The organism is Massilia pinisoli (assembly GCF_024753285.1).
GTDB classification, from domain to species: Bacteria; Pseudomonadota; Gammaproteobacteria; order Burkholderiales; family Burkholderiaceae_D; genus Telluria; species Telluria pinisoli.
Window position 1 is genome coordinate 94,090 of the sequence record NZ_JANUGW010000004.1, and the last position, 25,644, is coordinate 119,733.

A 25,644-nucleotide genomic window follows, 5' to 3' on the forward strand; every position below is an offset into this window, starting at 1 on the left:
GGCGCCATCGAAATCAATGCTTTTAATTAATGCGGAGTTGTTGTGGATCTTGGTGAAAAAACGATTGCGGTGATCGGTCTGGGCTACGTCGGCCTGCCGCTGGCGGTCGAATTCGGGAAGAAGCGAAAAGTCGTCGGCTTCGATATTAACAAGGGACGGATCGAAGAACTTCGGTCGGGCAAGGACAGTACGCTCGAAGTCGCGCCGGACGACCTACGCGCGGCAAGCCAGCTGCAATACAGCTGCGACTTGCAGGATCTGGCGACGTGCGACGTGTTCATCGTCACCGTCCCGACCCCGATCGACAAGGCGAACCGCCCGGACCTGATCCCGCTGGTCAAGGCAAGCGAGACGGTCGGCAAGGTCTTGCGCACCGGTGCGGTCGTGATCTACGAATCGACCGTGTACCCGGGCTGCACAGAAGAAGTTTGCGTGCCTGTGCTCGAGAAGTGCTCCGGCTTGCGCTATAACGAGGACTTCTTCTGCGGCTATAGCCCCGAACGGATCAATCCGGGCGACAAGGTCAATACGCTCACGAAAATTCGCAAAATCACCAGTGGTTCGACCCCGGCGGTCGCGAAAGCTGTGGACGCCCTGTATGCTTCGATCATCACGGCGGGCACGTTCCCGGCGGCGAGCCTCAAAGTGGCCGAAGCGGCGAAGGTGATCGAGAATACACAGCGCGACTTGAATATCGCGCTTGTCAACGAGCTGTCCGTCATCTTCGACCGGCTGGACATCGATACGCTCGACGTACTGGAAGCCGCGGGGAGCAAGTGGAATTTCCTGCCTTTCCGCCCGGGGATGGTCGGCGGCCATTGCATCGGCGTGGACCCGTACTATCTGACTCACAAGGCCGAGGAAGTGGGTTATCATCCTCAGGTGATCCTTGCCGGCCGCCGGATCAACGACAACATGGCGCGCTATTCCGCGCGCAACGTGATCCGCCTGATGCTGCGGAACGGCATCGATGTCCCGCGCAGCACGGTTGGCGTGCTCGGTATCACGTTCAAGGAAAATTGCCCGGATATCCGCAACAGCAAGATCGCGGACCTCGTGCGGGAACTGCAGAACTGGGGTGTGAACGTCGTCGTCACCGACCCGTGGGCGAACGCGGAAGAGGTTGAACACGAATACGGTATCCGGCTCGGTACCGTCAGCCCTGACACGCCTGTCGATGCGCTGGTGGTGGCCGTCGGCCATGAACAATTCCGCGGTCTCACACCGGCGCAACTGAAACCGCTTTGCCGCGGCGACAAGCCCGTGCTAGCCGACTTGAAATCCCTCTACCAACGCGCCGACGCGGTCGACGCGGGCTTTACCGTTTTCCGACTTTAATTATTGCGAGCGATATGCATAACTATCCCAAGATCACCGGACGCAAGATTCGTGTCGCGGTGGTCGGTTGCGGCCGGATCGCCGCGAACCATTTCTCCGCCATCGAAAAACACGCAGAGCGTCTCGACATCGTCGATGTGTGCGACGTCGACCCGTCGGCGCTGGCGCAGGCGGTCGAACGTACGGGCGCAGCTGGACACGCCAGCCTCGACGAGATGCTGGCCAGCACCCAGGCCGACATGGTCATCCTGACCACGCCGAGTGGCCTGCACCCGGAACAGACCATCCAGATCGCCGCCACCGGGCGTCACGTGATGACGGAAAAGCCGATGGCAACGCGCTGGCATGACGGCTTACGCATGGTGAAGGCCTGCGACGACGCGAACGTCCGTTTGTTCGTGGTCAAGCAGAACCGCCGCAACGCGACGTTGCAGTTGCTGAAGCGCGCAGTCGAGAAGGGTCGCTTCGGCCGCATCTTCTCGGTGTCGGTCAACGTGTTCTGGACGCGCCCGCAGGAGTACTACGACAGCGCCAAATGGCGCGGCACCTGGGAGTTCGATGGCGGCGCCTTCATGAACCAGGCCAGCCACTACATCGATCTGCTCGACTGGCTCATCGGTCCGGTCGAGAGCGTGATGGCGTACACCGCGACGCTGGCCCGTAACATCGAGGTCGAAGACAGCGGCGTGGCAGCCTTGCGCTGGCGCAGCGGTGCCATGGGCACGTTGAACGTGACGATGCTGACCTATCCCAAGAACATGGAAGGTTCGATCACCATCCTTGGCGAAAAAGGCACCGTGCGGATCGGCGGCGTCGCCGTCAACGAAATCCAGCGTTGGGAGTTCGCGGAACAAGACGCCGATGACGAACTGCTCAAGAGCGCGAGTTACGAGACCACCTCTGTGTACGGCTTTGGCCATCCCCTGTATTACGACAACGTCATCCAGTGCCTGCGTGGCGAAGCGGAAGCGGAAACGGATGGTCGCGAAGGGTTGAAGTCGCTGGAACTGCTGATCGCAATGTATCTCTCTTCCCGCGACGGCAAGCGCGTGGCCCTGCCACTCGAATACTAACCTTTCGGCGCGCTGCCTGTGTGTGTGCGCAAGACTTACGCTGAGGAAGTGAAAATGCAATTTACTGTCCATCCAACGGCCATCGTGGATGAAGGCGCCCAGATCGGTGAGGGCACCCGCGTATGGCATTGGGTACATATCTGTGGCGGGGCCCGGATCGGGAAGGGCTGTTCGTTTGGCCAGAACGTGTTTGTCGGTAACGATGTCGCCATCGGCGACAACGTCAAGATCCAGAATAACGTGAGCGTCTATGACGCCGTCACGCTTGAGGACGATGTGTTCTGCGGTCCGAGCATGGTGTTCACCAATGTGTACAATCCGCGCTCGGCCGTGAACCGCAAGAACGAATACCGCCGCACCGTGGTCAGGAAGGGCGCGACGCTGGGCGCCAACAGTACCATCGTGTGCGGTACCACCATCGGCGAACACGCCTTCGTCGCCGCCGGCGCTGTCGTCAACCGCGACGTCAAGCCATATGCCCTGATGGCAGGCGTGCCCGCGCGGCAGATCGGCTGGATGAGCGAAGCGGGAGAACGCCTCGATCTTCCATTGACGGGGAGTGCTCGGTGCAACTGCCCGATTTCCGGTCATTCATATTCGCTGGCAAACGGCATCGTAACCCGAGAGACAAAATGATTCCATTTATCGACCTGAAGTTGCAGTATCAGACCCTGAGGCCGCAGATCCAGGAGCGTATCAACCGCGTACTGGATCATGGCCAGTACATCATGGGCCCCGAGGTGCGCGAGCTGGAGCAGCAACTCGAGAAGTACACCGGCGCGCGTCATTGCATCACCGTGTCGAGCGGCACCGAGGCGCTGCTGATCGCGCTGATGGCGCTTGGTGTCACCCGCGGCGACGAGGTCGTGACGACCCCGTTCACGTTCGTCGCAACGGCAGAAGTCATTGCCCTTCTCGGCGCCACCCCCGTTTATGTCGACGTGGACCCGGGCACGTGCAACCTGGATGTCGCCAAGCTGGAAGCGGCGATCACCGAGCGCACCAAGGCGATTATCCCGGTGAGCCTGTATGGCCAGCCGGCCGACATGGACGAGATCAATGCCATAGCGGCTGCGCACGGAAACATCCCGGTGATCGAGGATGCTGCGCAGAGCTTCGGCGCTACGTACAAGGGCAAGCGCAGTTGCAACCTGTCGGCGATCGGATGCACCAGCTTCTTCCCCAGCAAACCACTTGGCTGCTACGGTGACGGCGGCGCGATCTTCACGAACGACGACGAACTGGCCCGCGCTTTCCGCGAAATTCGTGTTCACGGTCAAAGCCAGCGCTACGTGCATACGCGCATCGGCGTCGGTGGCCGCATGGACACGATCCAGTGCGCGGTAGTGCTGGCCAAGCTGGAACGGTTCGATTGGGAGATCGAGCGCCGCGTGCAGATCGGTCGTCGTTACGACGAACTGCTCGACCAGCGCGGTCTCGCACGCGTGACCCAGCGTAACGACCGGACCAGTGTCTATGGCCAGTACACGGTTATGGTCGCGAACCGCGTGCGCGTACAGGAAGCGCTTAAGGAAGCGGGTATCCCGACCGCAGTCCATTATCCTGTTCCGTTGAACGAACAGCCGGCGTACAAGGCATTGTCGAGCGGGCCGGCGACCCCGGCCGCTGCGGCCCTCGCCCAGCAGGTCATGAGCTTGCCGATGGGGCCGGATCTGGATGAGCAAACCCAACTGAAGGTTGTCGACGTGCTGGCCGGAGCCTGCACCGCCTGATGAAACCGATCAAGAAGCTTGGCGGGAGCGCCGGTATCTATCTGGGCGCGAACGTGCTCAACGCCGGTGTTCCATTCCTTCTGCTTCCCGTGCTGACCCGGGTCCTTTCGCCCGCGGACTACGGTGCCATCGCGATGTTCGGCATCGTGCTGAGCATCATGGGGGCCTTTACCGGGCTGAGCGTACACGGTGCCGTCTCGGTCCGTTACTTCCAGATGGACAAGGAGCGCCTGGCGGAGTACATCGGCGCCTGCATGGCCGTGCTGCTGATCAGCACGACGCTCGTGTTCATGACGGTCCTCCTGTTCGCGCAACCGGCGATCGAGCTGAGTGGCCTTCCGTTGGACTGGTTGCTCGTGGCAATCGTCCTGTCGGGTTTGCAATTCATCGCGAACATTCGCCTCGTGTTGTACCAGGTGGGCGGGCAAGCGATCCGGTACGGTGCATTCCAGATTGGGCAGACCGTGTTGAATGCGGCGCTGTCGTTATTCCTCGTGCTGTCGGTCGGGCTGGCTTGGCAGGGGAGGCTGATCGGCCAGGCGACGGCGATGGCGCTGTTCGGTGCGACGGCCTTCTTTCTGTTGCGCCGGGATGGTCTGCTACTGCGTCCGCAGAACCTCAAACCGCTCGTCGCCGATGCGCTGCGTTTTGGCCTTCCGATGGTGCCGCATACACTCGGCGCGCTACTGATTGTCGCCGTCGACCGGATCGTCATCACCAAGTTGCTGGGGCTTGCCACTGCGGGTATTTATATGGTGGCCCTGCAGATGGGACAGGTCGTGGGCCTGCTGACCGACTCCTTCAACAAGGCCTACGCGCCCTGGCTGATGAAGCGACTGGCAGACAAGGAGAACGTGCCGCGCAAGGCGATCGTGAGAGGCACCTACATCTATTTCGGCGTTGTCATCGGCGTTGCGTTGACGATCAGTATGCTGGCGCCGTGGCTCTTGCCTTACTTCGTCGGGAAGTCGTTCTCGTCGGCTGCGTACTTGGTGATCTACACGACGCTGGGGTTCGCCTTCAGCGGCTGCTATTACATGGTCACTAACTACATCTTTTTCGAGTCGAAAACCGCGCTGCTTGCCGGCATTACGGCGGCGGTCGGTCTGTTGAACGTTCCGCTCACCATCGCATTGGTCAAGATGAACGGTGCGGCCGGCGCAGGCATGGCCTTCATGCTGACCCAATTGGCAAGTTTCGCCTGCACGTGGTGGCTCGCCCATCGCACTCACCCGATGCCCTGGCTGCGCGCCATCGTCGATGTCACCTGATACGTTTTCGAAATAAGTTAGTGATGCAACAAGAATTGTCGCTTCGTCAGGTACTCGCCATCGAGGACGAACCTGGTCTCGAAGGTTTCGTTTGCCCGGACACGGGTGTTCCCCTATGGATGCTGATCAGAACGGCCTTCACCCGGATGGTCATGTCCGACCGGCTCTACGGTACGGCGCTCGAATCCGAGAGCGGCGATAACGGGGCGCTTGGCGGTGCCTCCCGCGTGACAAAGGCGACCCGGATCGCGCGCGCGTTCCTCCACAATGCCGTCACAGCGACGGGCACCACTCCGATCGTCGTGATGTCGTCCGGTGCCCGTCTGGGCTGGCAGGAGGATCACTACTATAATTACCTGGGCGAATACTTCGTCGACGTCGCGCCGCAATCGACGCTGTTGATTGAGGAGATGTTCAAGTGGCGCTGGCCATTCCCGCGCCGGCATCGCAACGTCCTGCTGCACACGCCTCTGCGTGTCGTCGGTTCGCTGAGCGGCCGGCGCAACGCGGCGCGCTACCTGGAGAGCAGCGAGGCACTGGTCGACTTGGCCTTTGCGCGCGCACGTGCCCTGTTCGATTACGAAGCCAGCGATGTGCAGCGCGCCTGGATGATAAGGCTGTGCCGCACGGCGGCAGGCTCGCTGCCGACCCGCATCGCGAGCTACCGTCGTCTCCTTGGTCGGAGCGGCGCTAAGCTCCTCGTCAAGGAAGAGGCATGCTATGGTGGTCCGGACAACGTGAGTGCGATGGTGGCGGCACACCAGTTGGGAATTACAACAGCTGAATACCAACATGGCTCGATTTCTGCCGGGCACAACGTGTACAATTTCGGTTTGGCACTCGTGGACAACGCAGCGATCCGCAACGTCTTGCCTGAGTATTTCCTGTCCTATGGGCCATGGTGGTCGGATCAGATCAACGCCCCGGTCAAGTACGTTGCCATCGGCAGCCCGCATCGCTCTGCCGTGCTCGGCGATGTTGGGAACGCGGCGGTAAGCCGTAGTGTTCTCCTGCTCGGCGATGGCGTCGAAACCGAGCAGTACTTGTCGTTGGCTAATACGTTGGCCGAGCGACTGGCAGGCAGTTTTGACGTCGTGTTCCGTCCGCATCCCCTGGAACGCGCCGCGATCCTGGCCAAGCATCCGGACCTTATGGTGGGAATGGTTAGCATTGACCGCAATCAGGACATTTACCAGTCGTTTAAGAAATCTTGCGCGGTCGTCAGCGAAGTCTCGACTGGGTTGTTCGAAGCGGTCGGGTTGGTAGAAAACATTTTCATTTGGGATACCCCGAAATCGCGTTTCGCGTACCCCGTGCACCCGTTCTTCAAGTTCCAAACTGTCGAGCAACTGGCCGAGGCCGTCGCCGGCGGTCGCGGTGCCGTAGGCGTTGAACGGATATCACAGATCTGGAGCCAAGACTGGCACACCAGATATAAAAATTTCCTTGTCGCCGTGGACGCGGTCGCGCCGCACGCGGGTAGCTAATTACATAGTGAAGAGCGATAGATGATCGTCATTATCGATTACGGCGTGGGCAACGTCGGATCTGTTTTAAATATGCTTCGCAAGGTGGGTGCTCGCGCCCGTATCAGCGCCGACAAAGCCGAGATCGAGGCCGCGGATAAATTGATCCTGCCTGGTGTCGGCCATTTCGGCCGCGGCATGGCGAAGTTGAACGAAACCGGCTTGGTGCCGACGCTGAATGAGCAGGTCATGGAACGCGGCAAGCCCGTATTGGGGATTTGCCTGGGCATGCAAATGATGACGCGTGGCAGCGAGGAGAGTAACGACCCCGGCCTGGGCTGGATCGACGCCCATACGCATCGCTTCCCCGACATGGCAGGACTGCGTGTGCCGCACATGGGCTGGAACGTGGTGCGTCCGCAAAACGCCGCCAATCTGTTCGCCCATGGCGGCGAAGAGGCTGAGCGGTTTTACTTCGTGCACAGCTATTTCGTACGCACGGCTAACCCGGCACATGTAGCGGCATCGTGCGATTACGGCGTCGATTTCGCCGCCGCGTTCGAGGTCGGCAACATTTTTGGTGTCCAGTTCCATCCCGAGAAAAGCCATTTGTTTGGCATGGAAATGTTCCGCAGATTTATCGACCTATGACGACAGTATTTAACCGAGTAATTCCCTGCCTGCTGTTACAGGATGGCGGACTGGTCAAGACTCAGGGTTTCCGCCGGCCGCGCTATGTCGGCGATCCCATCAACGCAGTCCGTATTTTCAATGACAAATACGTCGATGAACTTGTCTTTCTCGACATTGACGCTTCGCGTACAGGCGCGGAACCGAACTACGATTTGATCCAGCGTATCGCCGGCGAATGCTTCATGCCGCTTTGCTATGGCGGCGGAATCCGCACGCTGGAGCAGGCCCGCCGCATCGTGGCGGTCGGGGTCGAAAAGATTGCCGTGAACAGCATGGCCATCGACAATCCCGCCTTGCTGTCTGCCATGTCGGCCGAGTTGGGCGCGAGCAGCGTCGTGGCTGGCATTGATGTGAAGCGCGATTTCTTTGGCCGCGAGCGTGTATTTCATCCCGGGAAACGTCGCCTCACGTCATTGGACCCTGTCGCGCACGCGGTCGCGGTCGTGCGTGCAGGTGCAGGCGAGATCTTTTTGAACAGCGTGGATCGCGACGGCCGGGGTACCGGGTTCGACGTCGATTTGATCGCAAGGGTGTCTGCTGCCGTCAATGTGCCTGTCATCGCGTGCGGCGGCGCTGCCGGGCTCGACGATATGCGGGCAGCCGTCCAGAGCGGCGCCTCGGCTGCAGCGGCGGGCAGCATGTTCGTATTTTATGGCCCGCACCGTGCGGTGCTCATCAATTATCCCGCGTACGGCGCGGTACGTGAGCTGTTTTCGAAATGACTACCCAGATCCAGGAATGCAAGCGTTGTCTTATCGACGCGAATGCGGCCGATGTCGTCTTTGACGCCGACGGAAACTGTAATTATTGCACCAACATGCTCGCCAAGCTGGATGCTTACCAGCCCGCCAGTCCCGAGGTGCTCGAAGCGAAGCTGCAAAAATTCATCGATACCGTCAAGCGCGAAGGTGCCGGCAAGCAGTACGACTGCATCGTCGGGATCAGCGGCGGCGCGGATAGCGCGTATGCGCTTTACCTCGCCAAGAAAAATGGCCTGCGTCCATTGGCGGTGCACATGGACAATGGCTGGAATTCCGAGCTTGCCGTCAACAATATCGAAAACCTCGTGCGCAAGCTTGGCGTGGATCTCTACACGCACGTGGTGGAGTGGCGCGAGTACCGCGCATTGCAGCAGGCATTTTTCGATGCGGATGTCCTCGACGTTGAACTGCTGTATGACAATGCCATGTTGGCCGTGAACTACGGCCTCGCGAGGCGCTATGGCATCAAATACATCCTTTCCGGCAGTAACACGACGACGGAAGGCATGCGCGTACCCCGCAATTACAACTGGAACAAATACGATCGCAAGAACATTCTTGCGATTGCACGCCGAAACGGCACGCGCGTCCGCAGCCTCCCGACGATAGGCGTGGCCGGGTTCGTGTATCACCGGCTCGCGCGCGGTACGCAATGGGTGCCGTTCCTCGACTATATCGACTACAACAAGAAATCCTGTATCGACCTGCTCGTCAAGGAACTGGGCTATCGGCCGTACCCATACAAGCATTATGAGTCGATTTTTACGCGTTTCTACCAGGGTTATCTGCTTCCGCAAAAATTTGGCATCGATAAGCGGCGCATGCATTTTTCTTCGCTAATCTGCTCGAAACAAATGACCCGCAAACAGGCAAGCGAGTGGCTGCAGCACAGCCCTTATCCGGATCCGGACGACCTGGACGCGGACATCGACTATTTCCTCAAGAAAATGGGCTGGACCCAAGCGGACCTCGATGACTACCTGCGCAGGGCACCGCGGCCGCACGATGATTACCCGAGCGAAGCTCACTGGTACGCGAAGCTGCATTCGTTGCAGCAGCGGTACATGCCTGGCAGATAAGCATGGGTACCGTCAGGATTACCCACCTTCTCCTCGCAGCCGCCTTCCTGTTGCTGGGGCTGATCCTGTGGGCTTTCAGTGATGCGTTGTTCGCGGCGCATACGAACGGACTCATCTATTATTTTTCGTCGGACGGCGGGGAATATTATCGTCTGTACGACCTGTTCTATGCGGATGTCGAGCTCCTGGACAGTCCGACCCTGTTCATGGTTGGCTCGCCGATTCTCATGCTGAAGTTGGCTGAAGGGCATCTATGGGTGGTGCAGCTCGTGAACTTGGTCGTTATGGCCTATTCCTTGCGGATTGGTGTTGACGCTCTGCCGGATATGCGTAGCCGTATCAAGTTCGTCGTCGGGGCGCTTGTGTTTCCTTATTTCGTGTTCGGTTTCCTCGCCTTGAACAAGGAAGTGTACGCGATGAGCTCGGCCATCATGCTGTGCGCCTACTATACAGCCGGGAAAAGGCGGCATCTGCTGCTGGCACTGTTTTTTGCCGGCCTCGCACGATATTACATGCTGTTGAGTTTCTTCTTCGTGATTCTGACCGTTCCCCGCAATAAGCCTCCACGCTACCGTGCCATTATCGCTATCGCGCTAGGTATCTCGTTCCTTGGGCCGATCGTGAAATCACTGATTCCGTCTTATTCTAAAGACGAAGTGCTCGATGTTTCTGGACTTACTGGTCTCATTTTTACCGCGATGATTGATCATGGCGCCTACTTCATCGCCTACCCGATCAAATACCTCTTCTTGTTGCCGCAACGGGTGTACAGCTGGCTCATCGACCCGGCACGAAAAAGCAACACGATGGAAGCGTGGGTATCCCTCCTTACCATGTTCGTGATGTTCCGCCTGGCGCTGCTCGTCGCGGGTCGGCGCTTTCGCCAGTCGCCGTCATTCAAGTTTGTCGTCGTCGGGGCAGTTGCTCCCTTACCGATGATGTGGAGCGACATCATGCACTGGCGTTATTTTTCATTCGTTTACTTTTTTTACCTTTTCGCACTCGTTCAATACCGGGCCATTTCACGGCAAACCGATCCGAGCGATGGCCTGAAAACATGAACAAATCTGGTCATATCGTTATTGTCTCACCCTCGTATGGCGGTGCCGAAAAGCGTTTTTTCGATATCTTTACGGCGCTGGTCCGCAGTAATCGCCCGGTGCGCTACGTAGCGCCATCAGGGCTGATCGAAAAGCTGCAGGCGGATTATCCCGAGCGTAGTGACATTTTTCCATTGATGATTCCAGTGCCGCTAGCTGGCTGGAGCCGAATCGGATTCATCAAGGGTTTTCGCCGTGTGTTGCAGTCCATTCCCAAAGGATCGCATTTTCATTATCCATTGAATTGTCTGTGGCCGCTTCATCTCGTGCGCGGTGATCGGATTTCGATGTCGGTGGTCGATTGCACTACGATACCCACGCCTTTTTCGAAGAAGCAGGCGGACGTATGGCACTGGCTTTCGTTTGCGTTCGTCAAAGGTATTGACGTGCTAAGCCCAGCGGTTTTCAAAGCGACCCGGAAACCGTGGCTGCGTGACCGGATCACATTGACGCCGGGTGGAACCTATCTGGTTCCGCCTGTGCGGAGTGTCGCGGAAAAGCTGCCACAAGTGGTTTTCCTGGGACGTCTCGTGCCGGGAAAGGGCGTCGAAGACCTGCTTCGCATGCTTCCGGCGTTATGGGAGCAACTGCAAACGCGCTACGGGACAATATGCCGGTTCAAAATCGCGGGGTACGGTGCGCTGGAAGATTTGGTCGCACAAGAAGTTGCGCAATTAAGAACGTCAGGTATTCCCGTTGAATTTGCTGGATATCAAGAAGCAACGCCGCTCCTTGCCGAGTCCGCTGTTGTGTTGTCGCTTCAGGAAGTCACGAATTTCCCGTCCCGCGTAGTACCAGAGGCGCTCTTGGCCGGCTGCGCGGTCGTGGTGCGCGATACCGGCGATTCGCGTGAATTCGGCGCTGGGCTCCCGGGGCTATCTTATTGCGCCGCAGAACTAAATGCCGCCGAACTGGCAGAATTGATATCAAATTATGTAGATCAGGTAACCAGAAGCGCGTCATTTCGAGACGCGGTTCGCGCCGAGGCCGTCAAACGCTTCTCATCTCCGGGCTACATCGACTATTTTGCTGCGATTATTTTCGATACCTCTGCCCAAGAAAGCCGCCTGCGCGTAGAATAGTTGCCCAAGGCAAAGTTAATGCGTTCGCCGCGTAATTTGAAGTGAATATCGAACAAGGTATCGGGTAAATGAGGGACAAAAATAAAACTGTCAAGTATCGCATTGGCATCATTGCCAATACTGCGTTTTCATTGATTAACTTCCGCGGTCCGTTGATTGGTGCAATGAGCAAACGCGGCATGACCGTTTATGCGTTTGCTCCGGACTATGACGACCGGACCCGCTCGGTCATCCGTTCGTTGGGTGCGACGCCAGTTGATTATTCGTTGTCGCGCGCTGGAATGAATCCCTTCCGAGACATTGTCGATCTGCTCAAGCTCTCGCGCCAGTTGCGCAACCTCGACCTTGATGCGTCGTTCTCCTATTTCATCAAGCCAGTCATCTACGGTACGCTGGCGGCTTGCCTGGCTCGTATACCGCGCCGAGTAGCCATGATTGAGGGAGTGGGTTATGTATTTACGGAGGGCGAACGCTTTGGCCTACGGCGCCGCGTCTTGCGCACATTGGTGATCCGGCTCTACAAGCTTGCGCTGAGCCAGACGCAACGTGTTTTCATGTTGAATCCCGACGACCGGAAGATGTTTGCAGAACTGGGCATGGTTGACCCGGTCAAGGTACGCCTGTTAAATGGCATTGGCGTCGAGCTCGACCAGTTTATTGTCGAGGAAACGTCGGCGGAGTCCGTGTCCTTCATCTTGATCGCGCGCCTCTTGAAGGAAAAAGGTGTGTACGACTTTGTTGAAGCAGCACGCATCATTCGTCGCGAGCATCCGCGCGTGCGTTTCATTCTGCTGGGGAGCGTCGACCTCAATCCCGGCTCCATCAGCCAGGAAGAAGTGCGAGCCTGGGTTGCGGAGGGGCTAGTCGAGTGGCCGGGTCACGTGAACGACGTCAAGCCCTGGATCGCCCAGGCCAGTGTGTTCGTGTTGCCTTCCTATCGCGAAGGCCTGCCCCGCAGTACTCAGGAGGTCATGGCCATGGGCAAACCTGTCATCACCACCGACGTGCCGGGCTGCCGGGAAACGGTTGAGCATGGCGTTAACGGCTTCAAGGTACCCGTGCGTGACCCCGCTGCACTGGCAGAGGCAATGCGCACCTTTATTTCTTCACCGCATCTCGTCGCACCGATGGGGCGTGCCAGCCGGCGCAAGGCAGAGCAAACTTTCGACGTGCACAAGATCAATGCAGAGATTCTTGAGGCAATGGGCATTTGATCGTGTCTACGGTCTTTACGAATTGCGCCGCGTATAAAGTTGAATGTGGGGAATAGATATTTCCCGTTTGCGCATCCTCCCTGATGAGCGCGGCCGCTTATTTTGGCCCAAGTATTGCTTGCCTTGTTTCTATTTTGCCCGGTATATTTCGCGGCTTCACTTATCGATTATTGGCCGGCTCCAAAGTGTCAAAACAAATTCAGTTAATAACTTTGAAATATTCCTGGTGCGGGTGGTTGATGCTTGGCGCCAGCGCATTCGCATCCACCCCGACCGTCCAAGGACAATCCGGCTATGTAAACATGCCAAGCGCGTGGGTCGAACAAGACGGAACGTTCTCGACCGGCTATGGTTATGATCGGCCCTACGGCAGTTTTTGGGTCAGCTCGACCATATTGCCATTCCTGCAAGTGACGGGGCGCTACGTCGGGATTACTGGCATTCCGGGTTTTTCAAGCGAACCAGGCCACTATGGTAGTGGTTACGGCCGGTATAAGGACAAGGTCGTCGATGCCAAACTGCGCTTGCTGACGGAGTCGACCTGGATTCCAGAGTTATCGATCGGCGCTACCGACTTGCTGGGGACAGAATTATTCAAGGGTCAGTATGTGGTTGCGACCAAGGTCTTCGGCAACAGCCGGAATATTGAGGCCAGCATCGGCTATGGCAACAAGCGTCCGGACGGTTTATTTGCTGGCGTACGTTGGGTGCCCCTCGCAGCGCGCAATTGGGCTTTCGTCGCGGAGTACGATGCGAACGACTACAAGAGGGATTTCCGTGCTGCAGAGACAGCCGCCGGTGAGCGCAGTAAAGGTCCGGCGGCCGGGGTCGAGTACCGATGGGGGTGGCTCGGCGTCCAAGTGGCACGCCACCGCGACCACTTCAGTGCCAATGCCTACGTGAGCGTTCCGTTTTCCGAACGCGAATTCATTCCCAAACTGTACGAACCGCCTCCTTTCGATCCAGAGAAGGCTCCGCCGCGCGCCACCGCCGAGGAGTGGCGGCAGCACGCCAACCACGGCGCCGAAATGGTGCAGGCGCTCGTCAGACAGGATTTCAAGAACGTCCGCGTGGCGTTCGAGGACAATGCGCTTAAGCTGTCGCTGACCAACAGTCGTATCTCGAACCTGGGCCGTGCTGTGGGGCGTGCCACGCGCACCGCGCTTGCCTTCGCCCCCCAAGGCACGCGCGCGATTCAGGTAACCTATACGAAGCTGGAACAGCCGATCGCCACCTACGAATTCATCGATCTACAGCGTCTGACCGATTACTTGACTGGACTGGCCGACCGTGAAAGCTTCCTGCAGACCGTGACCGTGCACTATGCGGGCCCTGGTGACCAAATCGGGGAGGACCAGGGCGGTCTGCTGGCAGCCGTGCAGGACGAAGGAGCCAATCTCCAGGTGCAAGTTGGCCGCGACGGCAATACAGTGCAACTGGCATCGGAAGACCGCGAGGCGAACCGTTTCAAGGTCGTGCCCAAGGTTTCCTTCTTTTTCAATGACCCGAGCGGGGCGCTGCGCTATGAGTTGTGGGCTGCGGCCAATTATGACCGCCGCCTGGCCCAAGGCTTGTATCTGAACAGCGATTTGAAGCTGACAGCGCTGGAAACCGTGTCTGGGGTTACGCAGCCGTCCAATAGTCTGCTGCCGCACGTCCGCACGGACGTCGCCGAGTACAAGCGTGGTGGGCGCTTCAAGCTGAACCGCCTGATGCTCAACAAGTACATGATGCCGGCCGAGCGCGTGTATGCGCGGCTGTCCGGCGGCCTGTACGAAGAAATGTATCGTGGCTTCGGTGGACAGATGTTGTACCTGCCGAAGGACAGCCGCTGGGCGGCCGACGTGAACGTGGATGCCTTGCAACAGCGCGGTTTCAAGGGCTGGCTCGACAAGCGCGATTACCAGACCGTCAGCGGATTTGCGTCGCTGCACTACAAACTGCCCTACGACGTGACCGCGACGGCGCGCGCGGGCCGCTTCCTTGCGAAGGACAACGGTGTGCGCTTCGAGTTCAAACGGCGCTTCCCATCAGGCATGGAGATAGGCGCCTGGTACGCGAAGACGAGCGGAAAAGATATTACCAATCCCGGCACGCCGACGAATCCGTACAACGACAAAGGTGTGTTCCTGTCGGTGCCGCTGAACATCATGCTCCCGTTCGACAGCCAGAACACGGCCAGCGTTGCGCTTTCGCCGTGGACCCGCGACGTCGGCCAGATGGTGGCAAGCCCGGGCGACCTGTACGACATGGTCGAACAGCCGCGCCGCGACATGACGACGTTCGATGGCCTCGGCAACTTCGCCGAGCGGCGCGACGAGCAGAATCTGCCGGCCGTGAATCCGCCCGTCACCGCCATGCCGAATCTGTGGCCGCTGTTCCGCATGCGCGTCGAACAGTCGTTCAACACGGGGCCGACGCCGCCGGACTGGGCCAAAGGTGCCGCCGTCGGCGGTGGCGCCATCCTGGCCAGCGCGCTGCTCGACAAGCCGGTCGACCGCTTCATGAAAAAGCATCAGGGATCGAGCGTCGCGCGCGCGTGGGACAATGTCGGCAAGGCGACGCCGCTCGTGTTCACCGGTATCGCCGCGGGGGCCGTGGCGTTTGGTGATGCACGCGTGCAAAACATTGGTATTATCTCGCTGGAATCGGTCGCCAGTGCCGCCGCCCTGTCGATCACGGCAAAGCATATCGCCGGTCGTGCACGCCCCGACCAGGACGCAGGCCAGTGGGCCAAGGCGACGGACCGCTCGAATGCATCGTTCCCGTCCAACCATGCCACCGTGGCGTTTGCCGCGGTGACGCCGTTTGCCCAGGAGTACGATGCGCCGTGGCTGTATGGCGTGGCGGCAGCGGGTTCGCTGGGTCGTACTGCAGGCCGCCAGCATTGGGTATCGGACGTCGTCGCCGGTGGCCTGCTCGGGATGGCCGTCGGCGGATGGCTGTGGCAGGCCCAGCGCACGGATACGCACTCGAGCTTTGCTGTCGCGCCAGGTCCGAAATCGGTCGGCGTGGCCTGGTTCGGGAATTACTGACAATCGGACGGGAACGCCAGGCATGCCGGATGAGGCCGCGCCAGCGGCTTCCTGCCCAACCGGAGAGAAATAGATGATCTTGACGACAGGCGGTGCCGGCTTCATCGGCAGTAACTTCGTGCTGGACTGGTGTGCGCTGGCCGATGAACCCGTCATCAACCTCGATAAGCTGACCTACGCCGGCAACCTCGAGAACCTGGCAAGCCTGCGCGACAATCCGCACCACGTTTTCGTCCATGGCGACATCGGCGACGTCGACCTTGTGCGGCGCCTGCTGCAGGAACACCAGCCGCGCGCCGTCGTGAACTTCGCGGCCGAAAGCCACGTGGACCGGAGCATCCACGGTCCAGGCGAATTCATCCAGACGAATATCGTCGGCACATTTCACCTGCTCGAAGCCGTGCGCGAGTACTGGGGCGCGCTGCCGGACGAACGCAAGGCCGCGTTCCGCTTCCTGCACGTGTCCACCGACGAAGTCTACGGCTCGCTCGGCAAGGACGACCCCGCTTTTCGCGAGACGAACCGCTACGAGCCGAACAGCCCGTACTCGGCCAGCAAGGCGGCCAGCGACCATCTCGTGCGCGCCTACCATCACACGTACGGCCTGCCGGTACTGACCACCAATTGCTCGAACAATTATGGCCCGTACCACTTCCCCGAAAAGCTGATCCCGCTGTGCATCCACAATGCGCTGGCCGGCAAGCCGCTGCCGATCTACGGCGACGGCCAGCAAGTCCGCGACTGGCTGTACGTGAAGGATCATTGCTCGGCCATCCGCCGCGTGCTCGAGGCGGGCCGGCTGGGCGAGGTCTACAACGTCGGCGGCTGGAACGAGAAGGCGAACCTCGACGTCGTTCGCACGTTGTGCGCCATCCTCGACGAACTGCGCCCGCGCGCCGACGGCCAGTCGTACGCGACGCATATCACGTTCGTGACGGACCGCCCCGGCCACGACCGCCGCTACGCGATCGATGCGACAAAGCTCGAGCGCGAGCTGGGGTGGAAGCCGGCCGAGACGTTCGAGACGGGCATCCGCAAGACCGTGCAGTGGTACCTCGACCACCAGGACTGGGTCGAGCACGTGACGAGCGGTACCTACCGCGACTGGGTCGGCCAACAGTACGGTGCCTGAATGAAGATTCTCCTGACCGGCAAGAACGGCCAGCTCGGCTTCGAACTGCAGCGCGCGCTGGCCCCGCTCGGCGACGTCGTCGCCGTCGGCACGGAGGACTGCAACCTGGCCGACGCCGATGCGCTGCGCGAACTCGTGCGTCGCGTGGCACCCGACGTGATCGTCAACCCGGCAGCCTACACGGCCGTCGACAAGGCCGAGTCGGACGAAACGATGGCCCGCGCCGTCAATGCCGTCGCCCCTGCAATCCTGGGCGAAGAGGGCGCGAAGCTGGGTGCGCTCGTGCTGCATTATTCGACCGATTACGTATTCGACGGCACGAAGCAGGGCGCGTACTCGGAGGACGACGCGCCGGCGCCGCAAAGCGTCTACGGCCGCACGAAACTCGCGGGCGAGCAGGGCTTGGCCGAGGCCAATCCGCGCCACCTGATCCTGCGCACGAGTTGGGTCGTGGGCGCGCATGGCGGCAATTTTGCCAAGACGATGTTGCGCCTGGCGGGCGAGCGCGACAAGCTGACGGTCGTCGCGGACCAGTTCGGCGCGCCGACGTCGGCCGCGCTGCTGGCCGACCTCAGCGCCCACCTCGTGCGCGCGTACGCGCGGGCCGGCGCAGCAGCGTTCCCATATGGCACGTACCATGTGGCGGCCGGTGGCGAGACGAGCTGGCACGGCTATGCGCAATTCGTGATCGGCGAGGCGCTGGCGGCTGGCAAGGTGTTGAAGGCAACCGTCGACGCCGTCGCGCCGCTGTCCACCGAACAGTATCCGACCCCGGCCAGGCGGCCCCTCAATTCGCGGCTCGACACGACCCGCTTCCGCACGACGTTCGACCTGCGCCTGCCGCCCTGGCAGGAGGGCGTGCGCCACGTGCTCCGGCAAATTCTGTGAAAGGCAGCCATGTCCCATGTGAAGCGTAAAGGCATCATTCTGGCCGGCGGCTCCGGCACGCGGCTGTACCCGGTGACGCAGGCCGTCAGCAAGCAGCTGATGCCCGTCTACGACAAGCCGATGATCTACTATCCGCTCAGCACGCTGATGCTGAGCGGCATCCGCGACGTCCTAGTCATCAGCACGCCGCAGGACACGCCGCGCTTCGCCGACCTTCTCGGCGACGGCGGCCGCTGGGGCATGAACATCCAGTATGCAGTGCAGCCTTCGCCGGATGGCCTGGCCCAGGCCTTCATCATCGGTAAGGATTTCGTCGCCAATGATCCGAGCGCGCTCGTGCTCGGTGACAATATCTTCTACGGCCACGACCTGGTGGGGCAGTTGAGTCGCGCCAACGAACGTACCGCCAGCGCGACCGTGTTCGCCTACCACGTGCAGGATCCGGAGCGCTATGGCGTCGTAGAGTTCGATGCCGGACAGCGCGCGCTCAGCATCGAAGAAAAGCCGGCGTTGCCGAAGTCCTCGTATGCGGTGACCGGGCTGTACTTCTACGACAACGACGTGTGCAATGTGGCGGCCGGCATCAAGCCATCGGCGCGCGGCGAACTGGAGATCACGGACGTCAACCGCTGGTACCTGGAGCAGGGCAAGCTGAACGTCGAGATCATGGGCCGCGGCTACGCCTGGCTCGACACGGGCACCCACGACAGCCTGCTCGAGGCCGCGAGTTTCATCGCCACGCTGCAGAAACGGCAGGGTTTGCAAGTGGCATGCCCCGAGGAGATCGCGTATCGCCAGGGCTGGATCGGCGCAACCGATGTGCAGAATCTTGCGGCGCCGCTCGCCAAGAATGGCTATGGTGCCTACCTTCTCAACCTGTTGAAATAAGTCGACTCTATGCCGCTAACCGTTACGCCGACCGCCATACCCGATGTCCTGATGCTGGAGCCAAAAGTCTTTGGCGATGCACGCGGCTTCTTTTTCGAAAGCTTCAATGCCCGTGAATTCGCCCAGGCGACGGGACTCGACACGCAGTTCGTGCAGGACAATCACAGCAAGTCGGCCAAAGGTGTACTCCGCGGTTTGCATTATCAGATTCAGCATCCCCAAGGCAAACTGGTGCGAGTGGTGCAGGGGCGCGTGTTCGATGTGGCCGTCGACTTGCGCAAATCGTCGGCCACGTTCGGACGTTGGGTGGGCATGGAACTGAGTGCGGACAATCACCGCCAGGTCTGGGTGCCGCCGGGATTCGCGCACGGCTTCGTCGTGCTGAGCGAGTCCGCGGAATTCCTCTATAAAACGACGGATTACTGGTATCCGGAGCACGAGCGCACTCTGCTGTGGAACGACCCGGCCCTCGGCATCGATTGGCCCATCGATTTTGCGCCGCAGCTGGCGGCCAAGGACCAGACCGGCAAGCTGCTGGCGCAGGCCGACGTATTCGACTGAACGGGATGCGGCGCGGCTTCGCGCCGCTCCCATAAAACAAAACGGCCGCTTTCGCGGCCGTTTTGCTTTGCAACGATCTGCAACGGAACGCGCAGGCGTCCCGGTTGCGATCAGTGGTGCGTGGTGGTCGTGTGGTTCGTGGTCGTGCCGTTGTCCGAAGCAGCGACGGCGACGGCAGCGACAGCGGTGCCGATGGCGATCAGCGTGCCGGTCGACATGCCACCGATGGAGCTGCTGCTCAGGAAGCCGCCCGAATTCGTGTTGGCGGTGGCGCCGGTGTCCGAACCGGTGCTCGAGGTCGAACCAGCTTGAGCCGATGCGGCGTTGTTACCAGCGGTGGCGCTGGTAGCGGCTTCTTGCGCGAATGCCTGGGCCGACAGCAGGCTCAGAATGGCGGTCGTGACGAGGAGTTTCTTCATTTTGTATCCTTTGTTCAATTAACGGGGCACCTGCAAATCGCAATGTTGCTAGACCATTATATAGCATTTGAACATTGCCTTGATTCATCAATGCCGACGGGAAAGCCAGCTCAGCCAAAAATGTGATTCTTTTCGACGTAAGCAATTTGCAATTTTGACAGAACGTGACGGAGATTCCTACCAGTTTTCCGCATTTTTGTTGTGTGTTCGCATAGTTTCCACCAAAGCGCATGCGTCCAGCGCGCGATATGGGCCGTGTATTGCCGCCTTCTTCTTTTCTGGCTTTCGGGCAATGCCTGGGATAATGCAGGCTTGGACAACGTAGCCGTCTCCCGGACGGCCCGCAAGGAAGCGCACGATGGCAGAAGACAGCGACGCAGAACGGACCGAACCAGCGTCAGAGAAACGACTGAGGCAGGCGCGCGAAGACGGCGACATTCCCCGCTCGCGCGAAGTGGCCACGTTCACCGTGCTGATGACCGCCGGCGCCGGCTTGTGGATGATGGGGGGCGGTATCGTCAACACGCTGTCGACCACCCTGGAACGCGGGTTGTCGCTCGACCGCGAACAGATCTACAACCCGAACGCGCTCATCGAACGCATTGGCGCGGACATCGCCGGCGTGCTGCTCGCGTGCCTGCCGCTGGCGGGCGCCGTCATGCTGATGATGCTGGCGTCGCCGCTGCTCATCGGTGGCTGGAATTTCAGCGCCAAGGCGTTCATGCCCAATTTCGGCAAGCTGAATCCCATGCGCGGGCTGGGCAATATGGTGTCGACCAATGCGCTCATCGAATTGCTGAAGGCCGTCGCCAAGACGCTGCTCGTCGGCGCGGTGGCGTGGTTCGTCGTGCTGAGCCAGAAGGATGCCGTGATCGGCCTCGTCGCCGAACCGTTCAGCAGCGCCGCGCCGCACCTGGGCGGCCTCATCGCCAAGGCGTTCCTGACGATGGTCGGCGCGTTGGGTGCCATCGCCATCCTCGACGGTCCGTACCAGATGTGGCATCACGCCGACAAGCTCAAGATGACGCGCCAGGAAGTCATCCAGGAGTCGAAGGAATCGGACGGCAACCCGCAGATCAAGGGCAAGATCCGCCAGCTGCAGCGCGAAATGGCGAAGAAGCGCATGATGGCCAACGTGCCGACGGCCGACGTCGTCGTCACGAACCCGACCCACTTCGCCGTCGCGCTGAAGTATGGGGAAGGGCAGCGGGGCGCGCCGCGCGTCGTCGCCAAGGGTGCCGACGAGGTCGCGGCGAAGATCCGCGAGCTTGCGAAGGAGCACAAGGTCGCCATGCTGGAAGCGCCGGCGCTGGCCCGTGCGCTGTACAAGCACACGGACATCGACGACGAGATTCCGGAAGCGCTTTACTCGGCCGTGGCGGAAGTGCTGGCCTACGTCTACCAGCTGCGCGCCTACAGCAAGGGCACGCTCGACCAGTATCCGGATCGTCCGCAGCGGCTCCAGGTCCCGCCCGAGATGGACCCGTTCAACCCTGCCTCGCAAAAAGCAGGCAACCGTCCCGGCACCGGTCCGCATTGACGGGAAGGAAGGCTGGCGCACCGCGGTGCGCCAGCCTTTTTTCGTTTGCGGGGCGAAATGCACCGTGTTTGCCCGTCTGCTTCCCGCATGGCCGCTGGCGCGCTCCGGCAATAATGTTGTATCTGGGCAAGTGATCCATCAGAGTCGATGGCGTCCTGGCCCGATCCACACATGTTTCTGAACGACGGAGCACGAATGAACGGTTTCAAATTGCCTCCCTGGCTGCAGAAGATCGGTGCGCGCAGCAACGCGTTGGCGGCGCCGATCCTGATCATCCTGCTGCTGGCAATGATGATCCTGCCGCTGCCGGCGTTCGCACTGGACCTGTTTTTCAGCTTTAACATCGCGATGTCCGTGATCGTGCTGCTGACTGCGCTGTACACGGTCAAGCCGCTCGATTTCATGGCGTTCCCGGCCGTGCTGCTCGTGACCACGATGCTGCGCCTGTCGCTGAACGTGGCGTCGACGCGTGTCGTGCTGACCGAAGGCCACACGGGCGGCGCCGCGGCCGGCAAGGTGATCGAAGCGTTCGGTCACTTCCTGATCGGCGGCAACTACACGGTCGGTCTCGTCGTCTTCATCATCTTGACGATCATCAACTTCACCGTCGTGACCAAGGGCGCAGGCCGTATCGCCGAGGTGGGCGCACGCTTCGCCCTGGACGCGATGCCCGGCAAGCAGATGGCGATCGACGCCGACCTGAATGCGGGCCTCATCGGCGAGCAGGACGCCAAGCTCCGTCGTGCCGAGGTGTCCCAGGAGGCCGAATTCTACGGCGCGATGGACGGTGCGTCGAAATACGTGCGCGGCGATGCCGTGGCCGGCATCCTCGTCACCGTGATCAACGTCGTCGGCGGCCTCATCGTGGGCATGGTCCAGCACGACATGGGGTTCGCAGACGCGATCAAGAATTACACGCTGCTCGCCATCGGTGACGGCCTCGTCGCCCAGATCCCGTCACTGATCATCTCGATCGCGGCCGGTATGGTCGTGTCGCGCGTGGCGAGCGACAAGGACGTCGGCTCCCAGGTCGTCGGCCAGCTGTTCGCGAAACCGGAAGTGCTGTACATCACGGGGGGCATCCTGGGCGGCATGGGCCTGATTCCGGGCATGCCGAACCTCGTGTTCCTGCTGCTGGGCAGCTCGCTGTTCGGCGGCGGTTATCTGTTGGAAAAGCGCCGCAAGAACATGCCGCTGGAAGAACAGCAGGGCGCGGCAGGCGGTGGCGGCCCGGCGGGTACGCCCGGCGGCGGCGCGGCGGCGGCCACGACCCCGGCCGAGCAGGAAGAGGCGAGCTGGCAAGACGTCATGCCCGTCGACACCCTGGGCCTGGAAGTTGGCTACCGCCTGATCCTGCTCGTCGACAAGACGCAGAACGGCGATCTCTTGAAACGCATCAAGGGCATCCGCAAGAAATTCGCGCAGGAAGTCGGCTTCCTGGCGCCGGCCGTGCACATCCGCGATAACCTGGAGTTGAAACCGTCGGCCTACCGCATCACGCTCAAGGGCGTCGAAGTGGGCAGCGGCGAAGCGATGAACGGCCAGTTCTTGGCGATCAATCCGGGCATGGCGAGCGGTACGTTGCCGGGTCTCGTGACGACGGATCCCGCATTCGGCTTGCCGGCCATCTGGATCGACGCCGGCCTGAAGGACGACGCGCAGAGCATGGGCTATACGGTCGTCGATGCCAGCACCGTGATCGCCACCCACCTGAACCACCTGATCACGACGCACGCGTCGGAACTGCTGGGCCGCATGGAAGTGCAGGCGCTGCTCGACCACCTGGCCAAGGATGCACCGAAGCTGGTCGAGGACGTGGTGCCGAAGGTCGTGTCGCTGTCGACCTTGCAGAAAGTGTTGCAGAACCTGCTGCAGGAAGGCGTGCACATCCGCGACATGCGCACGATCATCGAGACACTGTCCGAGCACGGCGGCAGCACGCAGGACCCGACCGACCTGACGTCGCTGGTGCGCGTCGCACTGGGCCGCGCCATCGTGCAGCAACTGTTCCCCGGCACGAACGAATTGTCCGTGATGACCCTGGACAATCGCCTCGAACGCCTGCTCGTGCAGGCGCTGAACGCGGGCGGCGACGGCACGGGCATCGAACCGGGGCTGGCCGACACGATCGTCCAGCAGGCGGCCAATGCTGCGCAGCAACAAGAGGCCATGGGCCTGACGCCGGTTCTCTTGGTGCCCGGGCCGCTGCGCACGCTGTTGTCGAGGTTCCTGCGGCGGGCATTGCCGCAACTAAAAGTGCTGTCGCATTCAGAAATTCCAGAGAGCAAAACCATTCGCGTGACCAGCTTGGTAGGTGCGGCTTGATATCAAGAAACCTTATAAAGGGCATCCAGTGCAGTAAACGTGGTTTCCTAATCCTTTGCGACACATTATCGGTTGTTGCGCCGCAACGGGGTGGGCGCACACGGTGTTAAAAGTCAAATTGCAATGTTGATTCGTGATAACATCACGCATCCATGGATCGGGCTCGGCCATGGGGATGCATTGTGTCGCTCATTATTTCTGAGCGTTAATCGATAACACCTCTTCGTCCATCTGCAATACGCGCTGGGATGGCACATAAGTGCGTGAGGGAAAAAGGATAATGTCGGAAATTCAGTTCTTTCAGCTCGCGTCGGTCGCTTTCGCTGCAAGTCTCGTGGTCAGTCTGCTCATCGTCATGTCGCAAAAGTGGCATGGCGGGCTGTCACACGATCATGATCTGAATGGTGTGCAAAAAGTGCATACGACGGCTGTTCCACGCATCGGGGGCCTTGCCGTTCTCGCGGGCGTCGTGCTGGGATGTATCAGTTTTGGTCGCATGTACCAGGCCTCGCGGACGCCGCTGATCGGCACGGAAATGGTCTTGTTGCTCATCGCGAGCCTGCCGGCGTTCCTGGCCGGCCTCATCGAAGACTTCACCAAACGCGTGTCGGTGCGCGTGCGCCTGCTTGCGACCGCGCTGAGCGCTTTGGTCGCAAGCGCTTTGCTCGGCGCCACCCTGAGGGAACTGGATATTTGGGGTGTGGATGCGTTGCTCGCGTTTACCCCGGTTGCGCTTCTGGTGACTGCTATCGTTGTCGCCGGCGGCTCGAATGCGATCAATATCATTGATGGCTTCAACGGCCTGTCGAGCAGCACGATCGTCATCATGGCGGCAGGCCTGGCGGCGGTCGCAGTGCGTTGCGGCGACCATCTCGTCGCGGACCTCGGAATGGTGGTGATCGGCGCAACGCTGGGTTTCATGGTCCTGAATTACCCGCGCGGCAAATTGTTTCTAGGTGATGGCGGCGCATATTTCCTCGGGTTCTGGGTGTCGGAAATGGCCGTGTTGCTGCTCGTCCGTAACGCCAGCGTGAACGCCTGGCAGGTGCTCTCCATCTGTGCTTATCCGGTGATCGAGGTGTTGTTCAGCATTTATCGTCGGCGCTTCATCCAGAATGTCAGCCCGGGTGCGCCGGACGCGTTGCATCTGCATACGCTCGTGTATCGCCGTATGGTGTTCAAGTACGTCGACAAGAGTTCGCGCAATCCGTGGAAACGCAACGCCGCGGTAGCCTGCATCATCCCACCCGTCGTTGCCGTGTGCGTGGCCGCGAGCGTGCTGGTCGGGACTTCGATCGCGATGAGCATCCTGACGGTGCTGGCTCAGGTGCTGATCTACATCGCGGTGTACGGGCGTCTCGTGCGTGGACGCTGGACGACAGCCGAGGCGGGCAGGATCGATGCCGACGTCAGCGTCAACCCCAGGTTGCGGTAACTATCTGGAAGCGAATATAAAAAACGGACCCTCAGCGGGTCCGTTTTTGTATCCACCAGTGCTGGAACCATATGGCGATCTGGAGCAGCAGGCCGGTAACGAAGAGATAGTCGGACAATATGCCCGTGCGCGCGGCTGCGGCGATGACGCCGGCCAGCAGGAAAAACGTGCGCAGAACGGTAATACTTCGATCGATCGACTCGCAGACATGCACGAGGACGGTTTCCACGTTGGCAGCGGAATGACGCTTCGGTAATCTCAGTTTCATTTGCCGGCCTTTCGATGTCTGACCATCTCATCAATTTCAGTTGCAGTCTAGCATGAGCTTTGGAGCAAGTCGTTACATTTGAATAGATTTGCAACAACTAAATTGCAAATCATCTAATAGATTCCGTTTTCTTCGACACTTTTGCACAATTCGCTACATTGTGCATGGCAAACTGGCAATTTGTCACGCGATTGATGATGGCCGGCGTAACAAGCGCTGCAACTTCAAGTCCGCATCTCCTATGTCCAGCTCGGGACGTCGAGAGTTTGAGTTTGTTTGAATAGGCGGAGTTTCCCCCGCCTTTTCATCCGATCGTTTCCTGTCGGCATCGTCAATAATTCTC

General features: G+C 60.2%; 22 protein-coding genes. 20 read left to right on the forward strand and 2 right to left on the reverse strand.

The features are described 5' to 3' along the window. The first annotated feature begins 42 nt into the window (after nt 1-42). From NX784_RS06755 to rfbC, 17 genes are all read left to right on the forward strand, one after another. A complete protein-coding gene (locus NX784_RS06755) occupies nt 43-1,338 on the forward strand; it encodes a nucleotide sugar dehydrogenase (protein WP_258815898.1) in 1,296 nt (431 codons plus the stop codon). Nucleotides 1,339-1,352: 14 nt separating this feature from the next. Then, nucleotides 1,353-2,411 carry a Gfo/Idh/MocA family protein gene (locus tag NX784_RS06760; RefSeq protein ID WP_258815899.1) on the forward strand — a complete coding sequence of 353 codons (1,059 nt, stop codon included), beginning with the start codon at nt 1,353-1,355 and terminating at the stop codon, nt 2,409-2,411. 54 nt (nt 2,412-2,465) lie between these two features. Next, nucleotides 2,466-3,047, forward strand: a complete 582-nt coding sequence (locus tag NX784_RS06765) for an acyltransferase (RefSeq protein ID WP_258815900.1) — start codon at nt 2,466-2,468, stop codon at nt 3,045-3,047. Continuing rightward, nucleotides 3,047-4,144, forward strand: a complete 1,098-nt coding sequence (locus tag NX784_RS06770) for a DegT/DnrJ/EryC1/StrS family aminotransferase (RefSeq protein WP_258816154.1) — start codon at nt 3,047-3,049, stop codon at nt 4,142-4,144. Before NX784_RS06765 ends, NX784_RS06770 begins: the two co-directional genes overlap by 1 nt. Next, complete coding sequence (locus NX784_RS06775; protein ID WP_258815901.1) at nt 4,144-5,415, forward strand: lipopolysaccharide biosynthesis protein; 1,272 nt, start codon at nt 4,144-4,146, stop codon at nt 5,413-5,415. Before NX784_RS06770 ends, NX784_RS06775 begins: the two co-directional genes overlap by 1 nt. A 23-nt stretch (nt 5,416-5,438) precedes the next feature. Then, nucleotides 5,439-6,902 (forward strand): hypothetical protein, encoded by a 1,464-nt coding sequence (locus NX784_RS06780; RefSeq protein WP_258815902.1) that lies wholly within the window; start codon nt 5,439-5,441, stop codon nt 6,900-6,902. A gap of 21 nt (nt 6,903-6,923) precedes the next feature. Then, complete coding sequence (gene hisH, locus NX784_RS06785) at nt 6,924-7,532, forward strand: imidazole glycerol phosphate synthase subunit HisH (protein WP_258815903.1); 609 nt, start codon at nt 6,924-6,926, stop codon at nt 7,530-7,532. Continuing rightward, a complete protein-coding gene (locus NX784_RS06790) occupies nt 7,529-8,296 on the forward strand; it encodes an AglZ/HisF2 family acetamidino modification protein (protein ID WP_258815904.1) in 768 nt (255 codons plus the stop codon). Before hisH ends, NX784_RS06790 begins: the two co-directional genes overlap by 4 nt. Next, nucleotides 8,293-9,414, forward strand: a complete 1,122-nt coding sequence (locus NX784_RS06795; protein ID WP_258815905.1) for an N-acetyl sugar amidotransferase — start codon at nt 8,293-8,295, stop codon at nt 9,412-9,414. Before NX784_RS06790 ends, NX784_RS06795 begins: the two co-directional genes overlap by 4 nt. 2 nt (nt 9,415-9,416) lie before the next feature. Then, on the forward strand, nt 9,417-10,475 hold the full coding sequence (locus NX784_RS06800; protein ID WP_258815906.1) for a hypothetical protein: 1,059 nt from the start codon (nt 9,417-9,419) through the stop codon (nt 10,473-10,475). Then, a complete protein-coding gene (locus tag NX784_RS06805; protein WP_258815907.1) occupies nt 10,472-11,596 on the forward strand; it encodes a glycosyltransferase in 1,125 nt (374 codons plus the stop codon). The genes NX784_RS06800 and NX784_RS06805 overlap by 4 nt, the downstream gene beginning before the upstream one ends. A 68-nt stretch (nt 11,597-11,664) precedes the next feature. Beyond that, nucleotides 11,665-12,810, forward strand: coding sequence for a glycosyltransferase family 4 protein (locus NX784_RS06810; protein ID WP_258815908.1), 1,146 nt, complete (start codon nt 11,665-11,667; stop codon nt 12,808-12,810). Between the two features lie 83 nt (nt 12,811-12,893). Next, nucleotides 12,894-15,845 carry a YjbH domain-containing protein gene (locus NX784_RS06815; RefSeq protein WP_258815909.1) on the forward strand — a complete coding sequence of 984 codons (2,952 nt, stop codon included), beginning with the start codon at nt 12,894-12,896 and terminating at the stop codon, nt 15,843-15,845. A 73-nt stretch (nt 15,846-15,918) separates the two neighbouring features. After that, nucleotides 15,919-16,977 (forward strand): dTDP-glucose 4,6-dehydratase, encoded by a 1,059-nt coding sequence (rfbB, locus tag NX784_RS06820; RefSeq protein ID WP_258815910.1) that lies wholly within the window; start codon nt 15,919-15,921, stop codon nt 16,975-16,977. Continuing rightward, on the forward strand, nt 16,978-17,865 hold the full coding sequence (gene rfbD, locus NX784_RS06825) for a dTDP-4-dehydrorhamnose reductase (RefSeq protein ID WP_258815911.1): 888 nt from the start codon (nt 16,978-16,980) through the stop codon (nt 17,863-17,865). Nucleotides 17,866-17,883: 18 nt separating this feature from the next. Next, entirely contained in the window at nt 17,884-18,753 is an 870-nt protein-coding gene (gene rfbA, locus NX784_RS06830; RefSeq protein ID WP_258816155.1) for a glucose-1-phosphate thymidylyltransferase RfbA, read from the forward strand. A 9-nt stretch (nt 18,754-18,762) separates the two neighbouring features. Beyond that, nucleotides 18,763-19,314, forward strand: a complete 552-nt coding sequence (gene rfbC, locus NX784_RS06835) for a dTDP-4-dehydrorhamnose 3,5-epimerase (RefSeq protein ID WP_258815912.1) — start codon at nt 18,763-18,765, stop codon at nt 19,312-19,314. Between the two features lie 110 nt (nt 19,315-19,424). Here rfbC and NX784_RS06840 read toward each other — a convergent pair whose 3' ends face one another. Continuing rightward, a complete protein-coding gene (locus NX784_RS06840; RefSeq protein ID WP_258815913.1) occupies nt 19,425-19,733 on the reverse strand; it encodes a hypothetical protein in 309 nt (102 codons plus the stop codon). Nucleotides 19,734-20,091: 358 nt separating this feature from the next. Here NX784_RS06840 and flhB point away from each other — a divergent pair, with 358 nt between their 5' ends. The 3 genes from flhB to NX784_RS06855 all read left to right on the forward strand — a co-directional run bounded on the left by flhB (nt 20,092) and on the right by NX784_RS06855 (nt 25,033). Next, nucleotides 20,092-21,273, forward strand: coding sequence for a flagellar biosynthesis protein FlhB (flhB, locus tag NX784_RS06845; RefSeq protein ID WP_258815914.1), 1,182 nt, complete (start codon nt 20,092-20,094; stop codon nt 21,271-21,273). Between the two features lie 195 nt (nt 21,274-21,468). Further along, nucleotides 21,469-23,598, forward strand: a complete 2,130-nt coding sequence (gene flhA / locus NX784_RS06850) for a flagellar biosynthesis protein FlhA (protein ID WP_258815915.1) — start codon at nt 21,469-21,471, stop codon at nt 23,596-23,598. A gap of 280 nt (nt 23,599-23,878) precedes the next feature. Further along, complete coding sequence (locus tag NX784_RS06855) at nt 23,879-25,033, forward strand: MraY family glycosyltransferase (RefSeq protein ID WP_258815916.1); 1,155 nt, start codon at nt 23,879-23,881, stop codon at nt 25,031-25,033. 31 nt (nt 25,034-25,064) lie between these two features. On the opposite strand, the gene NX784_RS06860 is transcribed toward NX784_RS06855, so the two are convergent. Continuing rightward, nucleotides 25,065-25,262 carry a hypothetical protein gene (locus NX784_RS06860; protein WP_258815917.1) on the reverse strand — a complete coding sequence of 66 codons (198 nt, stop codon included), beginning with the start codon at nt 25,260-25,262 and terminating at the stop codon, nt 25,065-25,067. Nucleotides 25,263-25,644: the final 382 nt, after the last annotated feature.

Excerpts from the sequence above, each read along its gene's own strand:
- NX784_RS06760 (WP_258815899.1), top strand. The coding sequence starts at position 1,353 with ATGCATAACTATCCCAAGATCACCGGACGCAAGATTCGTGTCGCGGTG.
- NX784_RS06765 (WP_258815900.1), top strand. The coding sequence starts at position 2,466 with ATGCAATTTACTGTCCATCCAACGGCCATCGTGGATGAAGGCGCCCAG.
- NX784_RS06775 (WP_258815901.1), top strand. The coding sequence starts at position 4,144 with ATGAAACCGATCAAGAAGCTTGGCGGGAGCGCCGGTATCTATCTGGGC.
- NX784_RS06780 (WP_258815902.1), top strand. The coding sequence starts at position 5,439 with ATGCAACAAGAATTGTCGCTTCGTCAGGTACTCGCCATCGAGGACGAA.
- hisH (WP_258815903.1), top strand. The coding sequence starts at position 6,924 with ATGATCGTCATTATCGATTACGGCGTGGGCAACGTCGGATCTGTTTTA.
- NX784_RS06790 (WP_258815904.1), top strand. The coding sequence starts at position 7,529 with ATGACGACAGTATTTAACCGAGTAATTCCCTGCCTGCTGTTACAGGAT.
- NX784_RS06795 (WP_258815905.1), top strand. The coding sequence starts at position 8,293 with ATGACTACCCAGATCCAGGAATGCAAGCGTTGTCTTATCGACGCGAAT.
- NX784_RS06800 (WP_258815906.1), top strand. The coding sequence starts at position 9,417 with ATGGGTACCGTCAGGATTACCCACCTTCTCCTCGCAGCCGCCTTCCTG.
- NX784_RS06805 (WP_258815907.1), top strand. The coding sequence starts at position 10,472 with ATGAACAAATCTGGTCATATCGTTATTGTCTCACCCTCGTATGGCGGT.
- NX784_RS06810 (WP_258815908.1), top strand. The coding sequence starts at position 11,665 with ATGAGGGACAAAAATAAAACTGTCAAGTATCGCATTGGCATCATTGCC.
- NX784_RS06815 (WP_258815909.1), top strand. The coding sequence starts at position 12,894 with ATGAGCGCGGCCGCTTATTTTGGCCCAAGTATTGCTTGCCTTGTTTCT.
- rfbB (WP_258815910.1), top strand. The coding sequence starts at position 15,919 with ATGATCTTGACGACAGGCGGTGCCGGCTTCATCGGCAGTAACTTCGTG.
- rfbD (WP_258815911.1), top strand. The coding sequence starts at position 16,978 with ATGAAGATTCTCCTGACCGGCAAGAACGGCCAGCTCGGCTTCGAACTG.
- rfbC (WP_258815912.1), top strand. The coding sequence starts at position 18,763 with ATGCCGCTAACCGTTACGCCGACCGCCATACCCGATGTCCTGATGCTG.
- NX784_RS06840 (WP_258815913.1), bottom strand. The coding sequence starts at position 19,733 with ATGAAGAAACTCCTCGTCACGACCGCCATTCTGAGCCTGCTGTCGGCC.
- flhB (WP_258815914.1), top strand. The coding sequence starts at position 20,092 with ATGGCAGAAGACAGCGACGCAGAACGGACCGAACCAGCGTCAGAGAAA.
- flhA (WP_258815915.1), top strand. The coding sequence starts at position 21,469 with ATGAACGGTTTCAAATTGCCTCCCTGGCTGCAGAAGATCGGTGCGCGC.
- NX784_RS06855 (WP_258815916.1), top strand. The coding sequence starts at position 23,879 with ATGTCGGAAATTCAGTTCTTTCAGCTCGCGTCGGTCGCTTTCGCTGCA.